Below are 15478 nucleotides of genomic sequence, written 5' to 3'. Positions count from 1 at the left end.
CAAAAATAATGGAGACAATCGCATGACTACTATCAAAGGTTTGCGCTGGCTGGTCATCACGCTGGTGGCCATCGCCACCATCATCAACTACATCGACCGCTCGGCGCTGGCGGTGATGTGGCCCGGCATCGCGTCCGAACTGGGCATGGACAAGCGCGACTACGCCAACATCATCACCGTGTTCTTGATCGGCTACGCGGTCGGCCAGTCGCTGTTCGGCAAGCTGTTCGACGCGCTCGGCACCCGGATCGGCTTCCTGCTGTCGATCGTGGTCTGGTCCGGCGCCATCGCGCTGCATTTCGTGGCGCGCTCGGCGATGTCGTTCGGCTTGTTCCGCGTGCTGCTGGGCGTGGGCGAGGCGGGCAACTGGCCCGGCGCCACCAAGGCCATCGCCGAATGGTTCCCGGTGCGCGAGCGGGCGCTGGGGCAGGGCATCTTCGGCGCCGGCGCCTCGCTGGGCTCCGTCATCGCGCCGCCGCTGGTGGCCTTCCTGTACGCCTACGTCGGGTGGAAAACCACCTTCCTGCTGATTGGAGCGCTCGGTTTCCTGTGGATCGTGCCGTGGCTGATCGTCTACAAATCCGGCCCCGGCAGCCATCCGTGGGTCAGCGCCGGGGAACGCGAGTACATCCTCACCGGCCAGCGCCCCGGCGCCGCCGCCGCGCAAGACGACTACGTGCCGACCTTGCGCCAGCTGCTGCGCCACCGCCAGAGCTGGAGCGTGATCGCCGCGCGCTTCTTCATCGATCCCGTGTGGTGGTTGTTCGTCAGCTGGCTGCCGCTGTACCTGAACGAGCGCTTCCACTTCGACGTCAAGGAAATCGGCATGTTCGCCTGGGTGCCGTACGTCGGCGCGGCGGTGGGCGCCTTGTCCGGCGGCTGGCTGTGCGGCAACCTGCTGGCGCGCGGCTGGAGCGTCAACCGCGCACGCAAGTTCGTCATCGCACTGGGACTGGTGGTCATGGCGCCGGCGTTGCTGTTGAGCGCGGCGGCCGAGACGCCGCTGCTGGCGGTGCTGTCGATCGGCGTGATCCTGTTCGGCTTCCAGGCCGCCATCACCAACATCCAGACCTTGCCCAGCGATTTCTTCTCGGGCAAGACGGTCGGCTCGCTGGCCGGCCTCAGTGGCACCTCGGCGGTGCTGGGCGTGATCATCTGCATGCAGCTGGTGCCGGTGTTGACGACCGGTGGCAACTACACGCCGTTCTTCATCCTGGGCGCGCTGTTGCTGCCCCTGGTTTTCGTCGCGATCTGGCTGGGCGGACCGGTGGTCCGCGTGCAGCCGAAACACTAACCCGGAGACATATTCATGAAAAAATCGATCTACCTCAGATTGCTGCTGGCCGCGCTGTTGACGGTCGGCCAGGTCGGCGCCCACGCCGCCGGCGCCAAGGCCAGCGCCTCGGAAGCGGTGGAGAAACAGGACAACGGCGTGTTCCTCAAGAAGCACGAGGCCATCCTCGCGCGCGGCAAGAGCGGGCCGGTCGGCCTGCTGTTCCTGGGCGATTCCATCACCGAGCGCTGGCGCATCGCCCCGCACATATGGGAGAAGTATTACGGCGCGCACCAGCCGGCCAACTTCGGCATCGGCGGCGACCGCACGCAACACGTCATCTGGCGCATCGAGCACGGCGAGCTCGATGGCTTGTCGCCCAAGGTCACGGTGCTGATGCTGGGCACCAATAACAGCCTCGATTACACGGCGGACGAAATCGCCGCCGCCGACCGCAAGATCGTCGGCATGATACGCGCCAGGATGCCGGACACGAAGATCCTGGTGCTGGGCATCTTCCCGCGCGGCCCGCGCGAGCGCGACGGCTCGCCGGTCACCGAAAAGAGCGTCGCCGAAGCGGCCAAGCGGATGCAAACCATCGACGCCGTCAACCGCGATCTGGCGGGGCTGGACGATGGCAAGACGATCCGCTTCCTCAACATTAACCCGGTGTTCGTCGACCAGGACGGACGCATTCCGGCGGCCATCATGCCCGACCAGCTGCATCCCGGACCGGCCGGTTACCAGTTATGGGCCGACGCCATGCAACCCGTGCTGGAAGGGATGCTGAAATGAGCGCCGCCATCCGATTTGCCGCCCTGGCCTTGCTTGCCGCCGTGCTGACGCCGGCCGGCGCGCAAGCGTTCACGCCAGAAGCCACGCTGAAGCGCCTGTTCGCGCTCGAGGGCAACACGCCTTATCCGTCGCCGTACGCCGGCACACTTAATTTCAGCGCCCTCGAGTCGAAATACGCCTCGCCCAATGGCCACGGCTACCGCAACGAATTGAAGATCGTCGATAGCGCGCGGCTGAGCGCCGCCGACACGCGCGAACACTTCTCGGCCCGCGTTACGGCCACCTTGCCGAACGTCGCCAAGACCATCATCGCCCAATATCACGTCGAGGGGCTGGACACGATACTCAAGGTGTACGTGCAGGACACCGCCGACAGCAAGGGACTGGACGGCAAGACCGGCAACGGCGTGTTCGACATCCTGGTGCGCATCCTCGACACCGACGGCAAGGAGGCCACGACCGCGCTGGGCACGGTGCGTTCCGGCGAGAGCTTCGATCTCGATATCGTGTTCAACGGCGGCGAGGCGCAGGTCACCGCGCGCACGGCCAACGGCGGCACGCTCAAAACGCCGCTCACGCGCATCCGGCCCGACACGCGCAAGATCTACTTCAAGTTCGGCGACTACCTGCAGGCGCGCGACCCGGTCACCGGCGAGCACACCTCCAGCCCGGAAAAATGGGACGAATACTACCGCCAGAACCACATCGACAGCAGCCATATCCGCTTCAGCCACACCATCTTCGAACGCGACGGAGTCCAGCGATGAGCACCCCGGTCACTTCGCAAACGCTGGCGACGTTGAAAGCCATCGCCACCTCCACCATCACCACGCTGCTGTACAAGCGCGGCTTGCGCAATGTGTTCATCCAGGGTGCGCGGCCGTTGAAGCCGGGCCAACGGCTGGCCGGGCCGGCGTTCACCTTGCGCTACATCCCGGCGCGCGAGGACCTCGACGGGCTCGACGCCTTTCTCGATCCGCGCCATCCGCAGCGGGTGGCGGTGGAGGAAATCCCGGCCGGCGCGGTGCTGGTGATGGATTGCCGGGGCGACGTCACGGTGGCGGCGGCCGGCAGCATCCTGGCGACCCGCATGCAGGTGCGCGGCGTGGCCGGCATCGTCGCCGATGGCGGGCTGCGCGACGCCAGCGGCATCGCCGCGCTGGAGATCCCGGCCTGGTGCGCCGGGCCGTCGGCGCCCACCAATCTGATCCGCCATCATGCGCTCGACTTGAACGCGCCCATCGGCTGCGGCGGCGTGGCGGTCTACCCGGGCGACATCATGGTGGGCGACGACGACGGCGTGGTGTGCATCCCGTCGCACCTGGCGGAGGAGATCGCGCGCGACGCGGTGCCGATGGAGCGTTACGAGGACTTCGTGCTGGAGCGGGTACGGGCCGGCGCCAGCATCACCGGCCTGTATCCGCTCACCGAGCCGGGGAATCGGGCGCTGTTCGAGGCGTGGCTGCAGAGCCGGGCGGCGGCGGGGTGATATCGTCCGGCTTTCAATCGGCAAGTGTGACAAAGCGCGTACTTTGACGGCGCCGTGGTCGGGTATAGTTTCTTATCTGGAACAATATCCCCACTACCATGAACTTCGAGTCCCGCCGCGCGAAAGCGTTAGAACTGCTGAAATCCACCGGCATGCTGCGTAGCAACTACGAGCCGCCGGTATTGCGGGCGTTATGGAAAATCGGTTTTGAAGTTCCGCCGCCGCACTTCTTGCCGTTTTGGAAAGTGATGTTATCTGCGGCCGTGTGGTTCGGTGGCGTGTGGGGTGTGTTCATGTGGCTGGCCGTCTGGTCCGGGCAGGGTATCCCCTTGGCGATGACGCTTTGTATCGCCGCCCTGGCGGGCACCGCTTTCGGCCTGTTAATGTCGCTCTACTACGCGCACGGCCGGCGCAAGTACCGCTTGCCGGCGTGGTCTTCGCTCGACGGCAATCCGGGGCGGAAATAAGTGGCGGGGCTGGAATTCGACGCCGGTATGGGAAAACCCACCGATGGCACCGATGGGGTCAAGTCTAACATTCCAACACGATCTCGGCAATTGAGGTGTGGCGACCGCTCGTGCTACGGCACCGATGGGGTCAAGTCTAACATTCCAACACGATCTCGGCAATTGAGGTGTGGCGACTGCTCGTGCTACGGCGTTGTCTATCGCTGAGCTTGTGTTGGAATGTTAGACTTGACCCCCAATTGGGGCCGGCTCAGCCCAGCGCGTTGCGCATCAGCGTGCGCAGATTGCAGTCGTGCTGCCAGCGCGCCCGCTCCTCGCTGTTGAGCGCGAGCGCCATCAGCTCGGCGTCGCTTTGCTGGGTCTGCGACTGCACCAGCCGGTGCGCCAGGCCGCCGTCCGGCAGCATGGTGCCGAAGAAGGTGACCAGCTCGTGATGCTGGATCAGCAAGGTGGGGAAGTTCTCGACGTCCAGGTCGCCCACCACGTCGGCGTGGTCCTCGATGTCGATCCAGACGAAGAACTTGTCGGGATGGCGCGCGGCCAGCTCGTCGAACGTGGCGCGGTACGATTCGCACGTGCCGCACCACGCCGCGCACAGGCAGGCGACGATCCAGCGGTCGCCCGCCAGCGCGGCGGCAACTTGGTGGCGATTGGCGGAATTCAAGGTCAAGCTATGCATAGGATCGTCGATTGACGGCGTTCTCAGCGCCCAAAGGGGATATTCTACATGCCCGCGCGGGGTCGCGCCTGCCACCGGGCCGGGTTAAAATACGGGATGCCTATTATTCTTGCCATTGAAACCTCGTCCGAACTGGCGTCCTGCGCGCTGTTGCGGGGCGACACCGTCATCAGCCGCGTCTCGTCCGGCGTGCGTACCCATTCCCAATCGGTGCTGCCGATGATCCAGGAACTGCTGGCCGAGGCCGGCATCGCGCTCAAACAGTGCGACGCCATCGCCTTCGGCTCCGGGCCCGGCTCGTTCACCGGCGTGCGCACCGCCTGCGGCATCGCCCAGGGGCTCGCTTTCGGCGCCGATCTGCCGGTGGTGCCGGTCGTCACGCTCGACGCGATGGCGCTCGCCTGCCGCCAGCAATATGGCGCGGCCGACGTGCTGGCCGTGCTCGACGCGCGCATGGGCGAGGTCTACTGGGCGCAATACCGCTTCGAGGCCGATGCCGCCGCGCCCGCCACCGTGCTGCCGCCGGCGCTGTCGGCGCCCGATGGCGTATCGCCGCAGGGCGCGCCGGTGGCCTGCGGCAACGGCTTGTCGGCCTATGCCGAGGCGTTCCCGGCCGGCGGCCATGCCGAGGTCATGCCGCACGCCGAGCAGGTGGCGCGCTTGGCCCGCATCGCTTTCGCCGCCGGCAAGACGGTGACAGCGGCCGAGGCCCAGCCGCTGTATCTGCGTAACAAGATCGCCTACACCCAGGCCGAACGGCGCGAGATGGCCGTCGCCAAGGCGGCGGAAGGCGTGGCATGAAGCCGCTGTGGGATTTGGCGCGGCTGAATTACGAGCCGATGCGCGAGGCCGACCTGGCCGACGTGCTGGCGCTGGAGGAGAGCGTGTATCCGCATCCTTGGAGCATGAGCAATTTCGTCGATTCGCTCAACAGCAACTACGAGGCCTGGGTGTTGCGCGACCAGAACGGCGCGCTGCTCGGCTACTTCCTGCTGATGGCGATCGTCGACGAGGCGCATTTGTTGAATGTGGCGGTCGCGGCCGGGATGCAGGGACAGGGGCTCGGCCGCGTGCTGTTGAACCAGGCCGTCGCCTGCGCGCGCGGGCTGGGCATGGAATCGGTGCTGCTGGAGGTGCGGCCGTCGAACGAACGCGCGCTGAGGATTTACGAGCGCTACGGATTTAAACAAATCGGCCGGCGCAAGGGATATTACCCGGCCGCCAACCAGCAACGCGAGGACGCCATCGTTATGCGGTTCGGAATATGAGTCAGACAGCAATCCGCAGTGCAATCTTCCTGGAGGAGATGGGCGTCGGCGCGCATTGGTCCTTGCGCAATCGTCCTGCTGCCCTGGCGCCGGCAGAGGTGGTCGAGGCCGCGCCCGAGCCGGTGGCGGACGCCGAGCGGCCCGTGCCCGCTGTCGAACGGCCGGTGGCCGCGCCGCCGGTACGCGTCCAGCCCGCCGTCGAACAGCCGGTCCCGGCGCCGATGCCCGAGGCCGTGCCGCCGCCGGTCATGCCGCCGCGCGTTGCCGCCGAGGTCCCCGCCGTGCCGCGCGCCGTCGCCGAGGTTCCCGCCGCGCCGCGCGCCGACGACGATTCGACCGCCTGGTTCGACGAGGCGCCGGTGCCGGCACGCGCGGCGCCCGTCAGCGACGAGGCGATCGCCGCGATGGACTGGGCACAATTGCGCACCGCCGTCGCCAGCTGCACCCGCTGCGATCTGTGCGCGACGCGCCGCAACGCCGTCAACGGCCGCGGACCGACCGAGGCGTCGTGGATCGCGCTGGCCGCCGGTCCGTCGCGGCTGGACGAAAAAGACCAGCGTGCGGTCGCCGGCGAGGCCGGGCAACTGCTCGACAACATGCTCAAAGCGATCGCCCTCAAGCCCGATACCGATGTGTATGTGACCAACCTGGTCAAATGCCGTCCGAGCGGCGAGGACGGCGCCGACCGCCCGCCGACCATCGACGAGCTGACCGCCTGCCGGCCCTACCTGCACCGCGAGCTGGAGCTGACCGGCGCGGCCATGGCGATGACGTTCGGCCAGCACGCCGCCAGGGGGCTGATGATGGGCCCGGCCGCGCGCGGCAAGGTGATGCGCTACGGCGCCGCCGGGTTGCCGGTCGTGGCCACTTACCATCCGGACGACCTGCTGCGCCGGCCCGAGGACAAGGCCAAGGCCTGGGGCGACCTGTGCCTGGCGAAGGCGGCCCGTGACTAGGCAGCCGCCCGCGCCGCCCGACACCGCGTCCGATGGCTATCAGGCGCGTTTCGAGCGGCGTTGGGGCCACTTGACGCGGCCCCATGTGCGCGCGCTGGCCTGGCTGCTCGACGCGCCCGACCTGCTCGACGCGGCCTCGCCGCACTGGCAGGGCCGCATCGCCACCCTCGGTGAAATCACGCCGGACACCGCCGATTGGCTGGCCGCGCTGGAGCAGGACCCGATTCCGCTGGAAGCCGCGCTCGGCACGCGGCACTACTCCCGGCTTGGCCTGTACGCCGAAAAACTGATGGCCTTCTATTTCGCCGAGCACGGCAAGCTGGTCGCGCACGGCTTGCAGGTGCGCGCCAACCGCAACGACACCGTCGGCGAGTTCGACTTCCTGCTGCGCGACGGCGACGATCTGGTGCACCTGGAGTTCGCCACCAAGTTTTATCTGCTCGACGCCGACAGCGCCGGCGACGGCTTCAATGGCTTGATCGGCCCCAATCTTGCCGACACCCTGGGCGCGAAGATGCGCAAGATTTTTGATAAACAACTGTCGCTGGCACAACATCCGGCCGCGCAGCCGCTGCTGCCGCAACCGGTGGCGCGCGCGCTGGCGCTGGTCAAAGGCTGGCTGTTCTATCCCGGCGACGAGGGCGAGCGCGGCATGGCTGGCATCTCCCAGCCGCATTGCAATGGTTTCTGGATGACGATGGCGCAGGCGCGCGCGTTGCGCGGCGAGCGCTTCGTCATCATGCATCGGTTGTTGTGGCTGGCGCCGTTGAAGGCTACCCCGGACCAGGCGCTGGACAGCGACGGCTTGCTGGCTGCGCTGGACGAGCAGATGGCCAAGCTCAGTGCCCCGGTGATGGTGGCGGTGATGCGAGAGGAGGGCGGTTGGCTGGTCGAGCAGCGGCGCGGGTTTGTCGTGCCCGACGATTGGCAGGCGCGGGCGGCGCAGCGCCGCCAAGAGGGAGCATTGCCGGCGTAGGGGGATCGTCACGGTCCGTAGCCGTCGCGCGGGATAAATCGGAGCATTCTTCCGCGACCCGATTGATATAGTTTTTATAACCGTCAAAAAAACAGTTCAGCGGAGATATACTGTCCCTTTGCTGCGCGCGCAAAGGCAGGGCGCGCAGAGGACCTTGAGCCGCGAGGGCATGATGAACCTGCGTTGGGTACTCGTTGTTGCATTATCGATCGTGTCCCCAGCGCCACGCGCGGACGTCATCTCCGACTGGAACCGGCAGGCGAATGAAGCGCTGGCACTGGAGCGGCCCGGAATCGCCGGCAACCCGATTGCGATGGCCCGCACGCTGGCGATGATGCACTTAGCGATGGTCGACGCGATCGGCGCGTGCGAACCGATGTTCAAACCTTACCTTGGCGCGTTGCCGGGCGCAGCCGGCGCCTCGCCACAGGCGGCGGCCAGTTCGGCGGCGAGGACGGTGCTTGTTGCATTGCATCCAGCCCAAAGCAAGGCGATCGAGCAATATTATGCCGAAGCGTTGACGGCGGTAGCGGACGGCGACGCCAAAGCGGCGGGTCTCGAGATTGGCAGGAAGGCGGCCCAGTTGCTGCTCGCGCAGCGCGAGGACGACCGGACGTTTGACGGCGCCGATACCTATCGGCCCTTTACGGCGCCGGGCGTGTATGTCCCGACCGGTTTGCCTGTTGTGAGCAACGTGGCGGTGCGCAAGCCGTTCGTACTCAAGAGCGTCTCCCAGTTCCGGCCGGGGCCTCCACCGGCGCTGACGAGCGCGCTGTGGGCCAGGGATTTCAACGAGACCAGGGAATGGGGCGCGGCGCAAAGCCCGCTGCGCGATGCCTCCCAGACTGAAACCGCGCGATTCTGGCAGCAGCTGGGACCGCCCGCATGGAATCAGGTGGCGCGTGCGCTGTCCACCACCCGCCCGTTGCCGCTGGCCGAGAATGCACGGATTTTCGCCCTGCTGAACGCCGCTGTGTTCGATGCATATCTGGCGGTCTTCGACGCCAAGTATCACTACAACTTTTGGCGACCGATCACGGCCATCCGCAACGCGGATCGGGACAACAACGACGCGACCCAGCGCGACGCCGGCTGGAGCCCCCTGATCGACACGCCGCCCCACCCGGAATACCCGTGCGCCCACTGTACGGCTGACGGCGCGGCGGCGGTGATCTTGCGATCGGCCTTCGGCAGTGGCGCCGTGCCGCCTTTCAAGGTCACGTATCGCGGGATGCCCGACGTGAAGCGCGAGTACACCAGCCTTCGGCAGCTGCAAGATGAGGTCTCCATGGCGCGCATCTGGGGCGGTGTGCACTATCGCAACAGTAACGAAGTCGGCGAGGCACTTGGAGCGGATGTCGGCACGTATGTTTTGCAGACGATACTGGTACCCGCGCCCTCGCGTGCAATGCCCGCCGAGCGGCCGGGTAAGCAATAGACCAGGATGATATGTGGTGCAAGAATTACGGCGACGAAAAGGTGAAGTTGAGGTGATTGAATATTGTCCTGTCTGCGGGCATGGCCCAAGCCTTGTCATACAATTCGCCCGTGGCCACCTAAGTGGGTCGAAGAGGGGAAATAGGAGCGTCGATAGGCCATTGGCTGACGTTATAGCCATGGCTGTATGCCCAGCTGGAATTCAAGTTCTTGTCCGAACTCCAGACTTGCCGCCTTCCTGGGCGATCCCATCCAGGATCAGGTCGAGGCCTGCCACGAAGTCCGCGCGGTCGTCGTGGTCGCGCAATTGCGTGGCCATGCTTCGGGTAAATGGATACGCGTCGGCATCGAGTTGCGACCATTGCGTCGCCAGCGCCTCCAGGAATGTTGAACGATCCAGCGCGCGCTCCCGGCCGATGCGGGCATTGGCCGCGTTTTGCCCGGCCACGCCGACGATATAGCTGAACAGGGTGGAGGTGGCCGACCACAGCGCGCGCTCCTCCATGGCCATCGCTTGTACCTGTTGTCCGATGCCTTCCAGGATACGCACCATCGGCATGCTGCCCGGCGCGCGCGCCAGTTCCGCGCCGACCCACGGATGCGCGTCGATCGCATCGAACAGTCCAAGGCCGATGGCGCGCAGCCGTCCCTGCGGCGTCGTCGTTGTTAATGTTGCCGCCATCGCCATCGCCCGCGCCACGACGGCGTCGCAGGCGGCGTTGGCCAGATCATCCTTGTTCGCGACATGAAAATAGATGGCGCCGGCGCCTGTGCTCAGCGCCGTGGCCAGGGCGCGGAAGGTCAGGCCGCTTTCGCCCGCGCTGTCCAGCAGCGCGATGGCCGCGTCAATAATGCTTTCGCGCGTCAGCGCCGGTTCTCCGCGTTGCGCGCGGCGTGTGTTCTTGGTCATGGCAAATCTTGACATGATCGGCGGAGTATTTCAATATACAATGGAACGATGTTCCATAAATATTGATATCATAAAGGTAAGCAGATGACTTCAGCCATCACCATCATCGGCGCCGGCCTCGGCGGCCTGATGCTCGCCCGTGTGCTGCACGTGCACGGCATTGCCGCCACGGTCTACGAGGCCGATGCGTCGGCCCATGCGCGCACCCAGGGCGGCATGCTCGACATCCATGACTACAACGGCCAGCCGGCCCTCAGGGCGGCCGGGCTGTACGACCAATTCGTCGGGCTGATCCATCCGGGCGGCGAGGCGATGCGGGTGTTGAGCAAGGACGGCGCGCTCCTGTTCGCCCAAGCCGACGATGGAAGCGGCGGACGGCCGGAGGTCTTGCGTGGCGAGTTGCGCAGGCTCCTGCTCGCATCGCTGCCCGCCGGCGCCGTCCAGTGGGGCCGCAAACTGACTAGCATCGCCGCGCTTGCCGACGGCGAGCATGTGGTGACGTTTGCCGACGGCAGTCGCGTGACGACGCGCTTGCTCGTGGGCGCCGACGGGGCCTGGTCGAAGGTGCGTCAGCTGCTGACCGACGTCAAGCCGACGTACTCGGGTAAGACCTTCGTCGAAACATTCCTGTTCGACAGCGACCGCCTCTACCCGGACAGCGCACAGGCGGTTGGCGGTGGCGCGCTGTTCGCGATGGCTGGCGGCCAGGGCATCTTTGCCCACCGCGAGCCGAACGGCGTGCTGCATACCTACGCGGCCTTAAATAAACCGCAGGGATGGGCCGCTGGCATCGATTTTAGCGATCGCGGCGCGGCGCTGGCCCGCGTCGCCGCTGAATTTGAAGGGTGGGCGCCCGCGCTCACCACCCTGATCACCGGCAGTGCCACCGACCCGGTGGCGCGCGAGGTGATGTCCTTGCCTGGCGACCATCGGTGGGCGCGCACGCCTGGCGTGACGCTGGTTGGCGACGCGGCGCACCTGATGGTGCCGTCCGGCGAAGGGGCCAACCTGGCGATGTTCGATGGCGCGGAGTTGGCCAGGGCGATCGTCGCCCATCCGGGCGATATCGAGGCGGCGCTGGCAGCTTATGAGAACGACCTGTTTCCCCGCAGTGCGCTTGCCGCGGCAGAGGCGGTTGGCGTGTTTGACGCCTGTTTCGGCCCCAATGCGCCGCAGAGCTTACTAGACATGTTCGCTGGCGCAAGCGCGTGAACGGCTGTGCGGTGGGGTCAAGTCTAACATTCATACACGTGCTCAGCCGCAGTGTAAGCTGCCGAGTTCATGTACGAATGTTAGACTTGACCCCCTGCGGGGGGCGCCGTCAATGTTTGGCTTCGCCGATCAGGCTGACCGAGTCGAACTCGCGCTGGTTGGAGTTGTGCTTGCGCATGATGATGAACATCGTGCCGGCCAGGAACAGGCCGAAGATCAGGATGATGATGTCCAGGTTTAAATGGCCGCGCAGCATCAGCGAGTACGCCGCCAGCATCACCAGGATCGACAGGTTCTCGTTGAAGTTCTGCACCGCGATCGAGTGGCCGGCGCTCATCAGCACGTGGCCGCGGTGCTGCAGCAGCGCGTTCATCGGCACCAGGAAGAAGCCGCCCAGCAGACCGACCAGCACCAGCAGCGGATACGCCAGCGCCACCGAGTGGACCATGGTCATGCCCATGACGATGACGCCCATGGCGATGCCGACCGGGATCACCGTGAGCGACTTGCGCAGTGTGATCGAGCGCGCCGAAATGACCGCGCCCGCCGCCACGCCGATCGCGACCACGCCGACCAGGCTGGTCGCTTGCTCGTAGCTGAGCTTGAGCGTGCGGTTGGCCCATTCCAGCACGATGAATTGCAAGGTTTGCGCCGCGCCCCAGAACAAGGTGGTGACGGCCAGCGAGATCTGTCCCAGCTTGTCTTTCCACAGCAGGCTGTAGCAGTTGGCGAAGTCGGTCACCAGCTTGATCGGGTTGCGTTCCTGATGGCCGTAGCGGCAGCCGGTGTCGGGGATGCGGGTGTTGAAGATGGCCGCCAGGATATAGATGCCGACCACCACGCACAGCGCCGATTGGGTCGGCGTGGTGATGCCGGTGTCGATCAGCGGCAGGTCGAAGTCGAGCAGGAAGGACGAGACCCGGTGGCCCACCAGCGCGCCACCCATGACGGTGCCGAAGATGATCGACATCACGGTCAAGCCTTCGACCCAGCCGTTGGCGGCGACCAGCTTTTCGGCTGGCAGCAATTCCGTCAGGATGCCGTACTTGGCCGGCGAATAGACGGCGGCGCCGAAGCCGACGATGGCGTAGGCGAGCAACGGGTGGACATTGGCGAAAATCAGCAGGCAGCCGCCAACCTTGATCAGGTTGGAGATGAACATGACTTTGCCCTTGGGCATCGAATCTGCGAAGGCGCCGACAAAAGCGGCCAACAGCACGTAAAAGAGCGTAAATGAGAGCTTCAGCAGGGGCGTGATCCACCCCGGAGACTTCATATTTATTAGCAGGTCAATCGCAACAAAGAGCAACGCATTATCCGCCAGCGACGAAAAGAATTGCGCTGCCATGATGGTATAGAAACCACGATTCATTCTGGGATGCCTGAAAGCTTGTATTGGCTTGCTTTATACCACGCTTTGATCGGAACCCCAAGAATTGAGCAGTGCGGTTGCAGGCGCTAACGGCATGCGCACGGTAAAATACGGCTCCACTGTTTTTACCAAAGATAGCACTATGCCAAGGCCCATCGTCGCCACCATCCACATCGCATCCCTGCAGCACAACCTGGCGCGCGCCAAGGCGTGCTCCCCCGGCGCCAAGGCGTGGGGGGTGCTCAAGGCCAATGGTTACGGCCACGGCCTGGAGCGGGCGATGCGCGGCTTCGCCGATGCCGACGGCTTGGCGTTGATCGAGTTCGACAACGCGGTCCGGCTGCGCGAGATAGGCTGGAAGAAGCCGATATTGTTACTAGAGGGTTTCTTCGGTCCGGACGATTTGAACACCATGGCCGGCTACAACCTGCAGGCGGCGGTCCATTGCGACGAGCAACTGGCGTGGCTGGAGGCGGCCCAGGAGGCGCTGACGGCGCGTGGCATCAAGCTCGATCTGCACCTCAAAATGAACACGGGCATGAACCGGCTCGGCTTCATGCCGGACGTGTTCGCCGCCGCCCACGCGCGCCTGGTGGCCATTTCTTGCGTCGGCAGCATCACTTTGATGACCCACTTCGCCAACGCCGACGACGCCGCCCATCCGCTGTTGCCGATCGCCGAGCAGATCCGCCGCTTCGAGGCGGCCGCCGCCGGCCTGCCGGGCATGCGTAGTTTGTCGAACTCGGCGGGCGTGCTGCGCCAGGACGAGCTGGTCGACATCCTGCGCAACGACTGGGTGCGTCCCGGCATCATGCTGTACGGCGGCACGCCGGGCGGCAAATCGGCCGACGACTACGGCCTGCTGCCGGCCATGACCCTGAGCAGCGAGATCATCGGCGTGCAGCGCATCGCCGCCGGCGACGTGGTCGGCTACGGCAGCCGCTTCCAGGCCGAGGGGCCGATGCGGGTCGGCGTGGTCGCCTGCGGTTATGCCGACGGCTATCCGCGCCACGCGCCGGTCGACACGCCGGTGCTGGTCGACGGCGTGCGCACCCGCCTGGTCGGGCGGGTGTCGATGGACATGCTGACGGTCGATCTGACCGATTTGCCGGACGCGAAGATCGGCAGCAAGGTGACGTTGTGGGGCAAGGGCTTGCCCGTCGACGAGGTGGCCAACGCGGCCGGCACCATCGGCTATGAGCTGATGTGTGCGCTGGGGCAGCGCGTCACCGTCGTCGAGGACTGAGCATGGCCAAGGCGAAAACCAATTACACCTGCACCGAATGCGGCGCCATCGCCACCAAGTGGACCGGGCAATGCTCGTCGTGCCAGCAGTGGAACACGATGGTCGAGACGCTGATCGAGACCGGCGGCAACAACCGCTATTCGCAGCCGCAGCACATGGCGCTGGCGCAGACGGCGCCGGTGCTGTCGCTGGCCGATATCGACGCCATCGACGTGCCGCGCTTCGGCACCGGCATCGAGGAGTTCGACCGCGTGCTCGGCGGCGGGCTGGTGGCCGGCGGCGTGGTGCTGATCGGCGGCGACCCGGGCATCGGCAAGTCGACTCTGCTGCTGCAGGCGCTGGCCAACCTGTCGCATTTAAAGAAAGTTTTATATGTCAGCGGCGAGGAGTCCGGCGCCCAGATCGCGCTGCGCGCCAAGCGGCTGCAGGTCGACGCCCGCGATTTAAAACTGCAGGCCGAGATCCAGCTGGAGAAAATCCTCGGCACCCTGGCCGACCTCAAGCCCGACGTGGCGGTCATCGATTCGATCCAGACCGTGTATTCGGACGCGCTCAGTTCGGCGCCGGGATCGGTGGCGCAGGTGCGCGAATGCGCCGCCCAGCTGACCCGCGTGGCCAAGCAGACCGGCATCACCATCATCCTGGTGGGCCACGTGACGAAGGAGGGCGCGCTGGCCGGCCCGCGCGTGCTCGAGCACATCGTCGATACCGTGCTGTATTTCGAGGGCGACAACCATTCGAGCTTCCGCCTGGTGCGGGCGATCAAGAACCGCTTCGGCGCCGTCAACGAGCTGGGCGTGTTCGCCATGACCGAAAAGGGGCTCAAGGGCGTGTCGAATCCGTCGGCGCTGTTCCTGTCGCAGCATGACAACCAGGTGCCCGGCTCGTGCGTGATGGTGACGCAGGAGGGCACCCGGCCGCTGCTGGTGGAGATCCAGGCGCTGGTCGACGCCAGCCACCTGCCCAACGCGCGCCGCCTGTCGGTCGGCCTGGAGCAGAACCGGCTGGCGATGCTGCTGGCGGTCCTGCACCGCCACGCCGGCATCGCCGCCTTCGACCAGGACGTGTTCATCAACGCCGTCGGCGGCGTCAAGATCACCGAGCCGGCCGCCGACCTGGCCGTGCTGCTGGCGATTAACTCGTCGATGCGCAACAAGCCGCTGCCGCGCGGCTTCGTCGTGTTCGGCGAGGTTGGCCTGGCCGGCGAGATCCGGCCGGCGCCGCGCGGCCAGGAGCGGCTGCGCGAGGCCGCCAAGCTGGGCTTCTCGATGGCGATGATCCCGACCGCCAACGCGCCCAAGCAGCCGATCGAGGGAATGACGATCATTGCCGTCGATCGCATCGATGATGCCTTCAATAAGCTGCGCGAAATCCAATAAGGATGTATTGTTATGTGTT

The 15478-nt window shown here is 65.7% G+C and carries 16 protein-coding genes; 13 read left to right on the top strand and 3 right to left on the bottom strand.

Annotated elements, in window-relative coordinates:
* Positions 1 to 22 precede the first annotated feature (22 nt).
* The 5 genes from JOD97_RS14900 (at position 23) to JOD97_RS14880 (ending at position 4024) form a co-directional block, all read left to right on the top strand.
* Positions 23 to 1294 carry an MFS transporter gene (locus tag JOD97_RS14900; RefSeq protein WP_209719073.1) on the top strand — a complete coding sequence of 424 codons (1272 nt, stop codon included), beginning with the start codon at positions 23 to 25 and terminating at the stop codon, positions 1292 to 1294.
* 15 nt (positions 1295 to 1309) lie between these two features.
* The gene (locus JOD97_RS14895; protein ID WP_209719070.1) at positions 1310 to 2068 is read left to right on the top strand and encodes a GDSL-type esterase/lipase family protein; all 759 of its coding nucleotides are present in this window, start codon (positions 1310 to 1312) and stop codon (positions 2066 to 2068) included.
* Positions 2065 to 2835: a polysaccharide lyase family 7 protein gene (locus tag JOD97_RS14890; RefSeq protein WP_209719067.1), complete on the top strand. Its 771-nt coding sequence runs from the start codon at positions 2065 to 2067 to the stop codon at positions 2833 to 2835. Before JOD97_RS14895 ends, JOD97_RS14890 begins: the two co-directional genes overlap by 4 nt.
* On the top strand, positions 2832 to 3557 hold the full coding sequence (locus tag JOD97_RS14885; RefSeq protein WP_209719063.1) for a ribonuclease activity regulator RraA: 726 nt from the start codon (positions 2832 to 2834) through the stop codon (positions 3555 to 3557). Before JOD97_RS14890 ends, JOD97_RS14885 begins: the two co-directional genes overlap by 4 nt.
* 98 nt (positions 3558 to 3655) lie before the next feature.
* The gene (locus JOD97_RS14880) at positions 3656 to 4024 is read left to right on the top strand and encodes a DUF6404 family protein (protein WP_209719060.1); all 369 of its coding nucleotides are present in this window, start codon (positions 3656 to 3658) and stop codon (positions 4022 to 4024) included.
* A 250-nt stretch (positions 4025 to 4274) separates the two neighbouring features.
* Here JOD97_RS14880 and JOD97_RS14875 read toward each other — a convergent pair whose 3' ends face one another.
* Positions 4275 to 4703, bottom strand: coding sequence for a thioredoxin family protein (locus JOD97_RS14875; RefSeq protein ID WP_209719058.1), 429 nt, complete (start codon positions 4701 to 4703; stop codon positions 4275 to 4277).
* 96 nt (positions 4704 to 4799) lie between these two features.
* On the opposite strand from JOD97_RS14875, the gene tsaB reads away from it, so the two are divergent.
* From tsaB to JOD97_RS14850, 5 genes are all read left to right on the top strand, one after another.
* Positions 4800 to 5504 (top strand): tRNA (adenosine(37)-N6)-threonylcarbamoyltransferase complex dimerization subunit type 1 TsaB, encoded by a 705-nt coding sequence (gene tsaB, locus JOD97_RS14870; protein ID WP_209719055.1) that lies wholly within the window; start codon positions 4800 to 4802, stop codon positions 5502 to 5504.
* Positions 5501 to 5971 carry a ribosomal protein S18-alanine N-acetyltransferase gene (gene rimI / locus JOD97_RS14865; RefSeq protein WP_209719052.1) on the top strand — a complete coding sequence of 157 codons (471 nt, stop codon included), beginning with the start codon at positions 5501 to 5503 and terminating at the stop codon, positions 5969 to 5971. The genes tsaB and rimI overlap by 4 nt, the downstream gene beginning before the upstream one ends.
* Positions 5968 to 6927: a uracil-DNA glycosylase gene (locus JOD97_RS14860; RefSeq protein WP_209719049.1), complete on the top strand. Its 960-nt coding sequence runs from the start codon at positions 5968 to 5970 to the stop codon at positions 6925 to 6927. Before rimI ends, JOD97_RS14860 begins: the two co-directional genes overlap by 4 nt.
* Positions 6920 to 7903: a DUF1853 family protein gene (locus JOD97_RS14855; RefSeq protein WP_209719046.1), complete on the top strand. Its 984-nt coding sequence runs from the start codon at positions 6920 to 6922 to the stop codon at positions 7901 to 7903. Before JOD97_RS14860 ends, JOD97_RS14855 begins: the two co-directional genes overlap by 8 nt.
* A 169-nt stretch (positions 7904 to 8072) precedes the next feature.
* Positions 8073 to 9341: a vanadium-dependent haloperoxidase gene (locus JOD97_RS14850; protein WP_209719043.1), complete on the top strand. Its 1269-nt coding sequence runs from the start codon at positions 8073 to 8075 to the stop codon at positions 9339 to 9341.
* 201 nt (positions 9342 to 9542) lie between these two features.
* Here the strand turns inward: JOD97_RS14850 and JOD97_RS14845 are convergent, their stop codons facing one another.
* Entirely contained in the window at positions 9543 to 10250 is a 708-nt protein-coding gene (locus JOD97_RS14845) for a TetR/AcrR family transcriptional regulator (RefSeq protein ID WP_209719040.1), read from the bottom strand.
* A gap of 84 nt (positions 10251 to 10334) precedes the next feature.
* Between JOD97_RS14845 and JOD97_RS14840 the strand changes: the two genes are divergently transcribed.
* A complete protein-coding gene (locus JOD97_RS14840) occupies positions 10335 to 11462 on the top strand; it encodes an NAD(P)/FAD-dependent oxidoreductase (RefSeq protein ID WP_209719037.1) in 1128 nt (375 codons plus the stop codon).
* Positions 11463 to 11571: 109 nt separating this feature from the next.
* Here JOD97_RS14840 and lplT read toward each other — a convergent pair whose 3' ends face one another.
* Positions 11572 to 12834, bottom strand: a complete 1263-nt coding sequence (gene lplT / locus JOD97_RS14835; protein ID WP_209719034.1) for a lysophospholipid transporter LplT — start codon at positions 12832 to 12834, stop codon at positions 11572 to 11574.
* 142 nt (positions 12835 to 12976) lie between these two features.
* Here lplT and alr point away from each other — a divergent pair, with 142 nt between their 5' ends.
* Both alr and radA read left to right on the top strand, forming a co-directional pair.
* Positions 12977 to 14080 carry an alanine racemase gene (gene alr / locus JOD97_RS14830; RefSeq protein ID WP_209719030.1) on the top strand — a complete coding sequence of 368 codons (1104 nt, stop codon included), beginning with the start codon at positions 12977 to 12979 and terminating at the stop codon, positions 14078 to 14080.
* Between the two features lie 2 nt (positions 14081 to 14082).
* Positions 14083 to 15459 carry a DNA repair protein RadA gene (gene radA / locus JOD97_RS14825; protein WP_209719027.1) on the top strand — a complete coding sequence of 459 codons (1377 nt, stop codon included), beginning with the start codon at positions 14083 to 14085 and terminating at the stop codon, positions 15457 to 15459.
* The last annotated feature ends 19 nt before the right edge of the window (positions 15460 to 15478 follow it).

It is taken from the genome of Duganella sp. 1411 (assembly GCF_017833525.1).
GTDB lineage: Bacteria > Pseudomonadota > Gammaproteobacteria > Burkholderiales > Burkholderiaceae_D > Rugamonas.
This window is presented reverse-complemented; position numbering and strand designations above follow the sequence as displayed.

What these genes read in the sequence shown, in the direction of transcription:
- tsaB (WP_209719055.1), top strand. Translation starts at nt 4,800, where the DNA reads ATGCCTATTATTCTTGCCATTGAAACCTCGTCCGAACTGGCGTCCTGC.
- JOD97_RS14875 (WP_209719058.1), bottom strand. Translation starts at nt 4,703, where the DNA reads ATGCATAGCTTGACCTTGAATTCCGCCAATCGCCACCAAGTTGCCGCC.
- JOD97_RS14895 (WP_209719070.1), top strand. Translation starts at nt 1,310, where the DNA reads ATGAAAAAATCGATCTACCTCAGATTGCTGCTGGCCGCGCTGTTGACG.
- rimI (WP_209719052.1), top strand. Translation starts at nt 5,501, where the DNA reads ATGAAGCCGCTGTGGGATTTGGCGCGGCTGAATTACGAGCCGATGCGC.
- JOD97_RS14845 (WP_209719040.1), bottom strand. Translation starts at nt 10,250, where the DNA reads ATGACCAAGAACACACGCCGCGCGCAACGCGGAGAACCGGCGCTGACG.
- JOD97_RS14890 (WP_209719067.1), top strand. Translation starts at nt 2,065, where the DNA reads ATGAGCGCCGCCATCCGATTTGCCGCCCTGGCCTTGCTTGCCGCCGTG.
- lplT (WP_209719034.1), bottom strand. Translation starts at nt 12,834, where the DNA reads ATGAATCGTGGTTTCTATACCATCATGGCAGCGCAATTCTTTTCGTCG.
- JOD97_RS14885 (WP_209719063.1), top strand. Translation starts at nt 2,832, where the DNA reads ATGAGCACCCCGGTCACTTCGCAAACGCTGGCGACGTTGAAAGCCATC.
- radA (WP_209719027.1), top strand. Translation starts at nt 14,083, where the DNA reads ATGGCCAAGGCGAAAACCAATTACACCTGCACCGAATGCGGCGCCATC.
- JOD97_RS14850 (WP_209719043.1), top strand. Translation starts at nt 8,073, where the DNA reads ATGATGAACCTGCGTTGGGTACTCGTTGTTGCATTATCGATCGTGTCC.
- JOD97_RS14900 (WP_209719073.1), top strand. Translation starts at nt 23, where the DNA reads ATGACTACTATCAAAGGTTTGCGCTGGCTGGTCATCACGCTGGTGGCC.
- alr (WP_209719030.1), top strand. Translation starts at nt 12,977, where the DNA reads ATGCCAAGGCCCATCGTCGCCACCATCCACATCGCATCCCTGCAGCAC.
- JOD97_RS14840 (WP_209719037.1), top strand. Translation starts at nt 10,335, where the DNA reads ATGACTTCAGCCATCACCATCATCGGCGCCGGCCTCGGCGGCCTGATG.
- JOD97_RS14880 (WP_209719060.1), top strand. Translation starts at nt 3,656, where the DNA reads ATGAACTTCGAGTCCCGCCGCGCGAAAGCGTTAGAACTGCTGAAATCC.
- JOD97_RS14860 (WP_209719049.1), top strand. Translation starts at nt 5,968, where the DNA reads ATGAGTCAGACAGCAATCCGCAGTGCAATCTTCCTGGAGGAGATGGGC.